General features: G+C 48.1%; 2 protein-coding genes. Both read right to left on the bottom strand.

Translation table 11 applies throughout. The features are described 5' to 3' along the window. Positions 1–144: 144 nt before the first annotated feature. The gene (locus ACTHUM_RS14580) at positions 145–396 is read right to left on the bottom strand and encodes an HNH endonuclease (RefSeq protein WP_283120669.1); all 252 of its coding nucleotides are present in this window, start codon (positions 394–396) and stop codon (positions 145–147) included. Between the two features lie 107 nt (positions 397–503). Beyond that, positions 504–1,226: helicase C-terminal domain-containing protein (locus ACTHUM_RS14575; RefSeq protein ID WP_440403234.1), on the bottom strand; the 723-nt coding region annotated here is incomplete at its 5' end.

The following is a 1,226-nucleotide window of genomic DNA, read 5'->3' as shown; positions in this document are numbered from 1 at the left end:
CATCGGCAGATGTGTATGATAGACAGATATATACGATCTAGGGAATGTTACACCTAAATTTTCTGCAAATTTTTCAATGATTGAAGCAGAAACTTTTCCTTCATCTCTCCAGATATTTAATTTTTTCATTATTCATTTCCTTGATTAACGTCCTTTTTTTAATGCATTTTGACCAGTATGTCTAACTGCATCATGTATTTCCAATGGTACTAGCTGCATGTTATTTGGTGCACTTTGTGCATTATGATGCCAAATATATCCATTAATAGTCCGTTTTCCAGCCATAATATCTTCTAACTGTGTGCTAGTAAAATTTGATTTAGGAATTACCCCACGCCGGATGTGCAGGCCGTGTATGAAAAGTTCGGCTAGAAAGAAATCACGCAGACTTGGCACAACGGGGAAACCGTATCCGTCATGAAATTGGATTTATAGCTTGAAATGAATAAAAGGCCGTCTGAACATTTGATTTCAGACGGCCTCTGCCTTTGAATTATCCACAACTACCCTATCCGTTTAAACGGCGGCAAACAGGCCAATAATTGCTGGCCGTAGCGTTGCGTTTTGACGCGGTTGTCGAGGATGGTCACACGGCCGTAATCCTGTTCGGTACGGATAAGGCGGCCGACGGCTTGGATCAGTTTGATGCTGGCTTCAGGCACCGTAATTTCGATAAAAGGATTGCCGCCGCGTTGTTCAATCCAACGGTTTTGGGTTTTCTCGATGGGGTTGTCCGGCATGGCAAACGGCAGCTTGGCAATAATGACTTGAACGCAGGCCGTGCCGGGCAGGTCGAGGCCTTCGGCAAAACTGTCGAGGCCGAAAATAATGCTGGCTTTACCTTCGGCAATGGCTTGATGGTGCCTTTGCAACAGGACAGCCTTGGGCAACTCTCCTTGTACAAGCAGAAGCGGCAAGTATTCGTCAGGCAGTCGTAAGGCGACATCCTGCATTTGCTTGCGCGAGGAAAACAACACCAGCGTGCCGATGGCTTCAACCGGCGAAACCAGCTTCGGCAACCATTCGACAATGGCGGCCGTGTGCGCATCAGGGTCTTTGGGGCTGGCGTGTACGGGCGGAATATACAGCTCGCCTTGCGTATCGAAATTAAACGGGCTTTCCAATGCAAGCGTGGTGGTTTCGGGCAGCCACAGCAGGCCGGTTTGGCGCAAAATCAGGTTGAAGCTGCCGAGCGATTGCAGGGTGGCCGAAGTCAACACCGCACC

This window comes from Neisseria sp. P0021.S006 (assembly GCF_051956895.1).
This window is presented reverse-complemented; position numbering and strand designations above follow the sequence as displayed.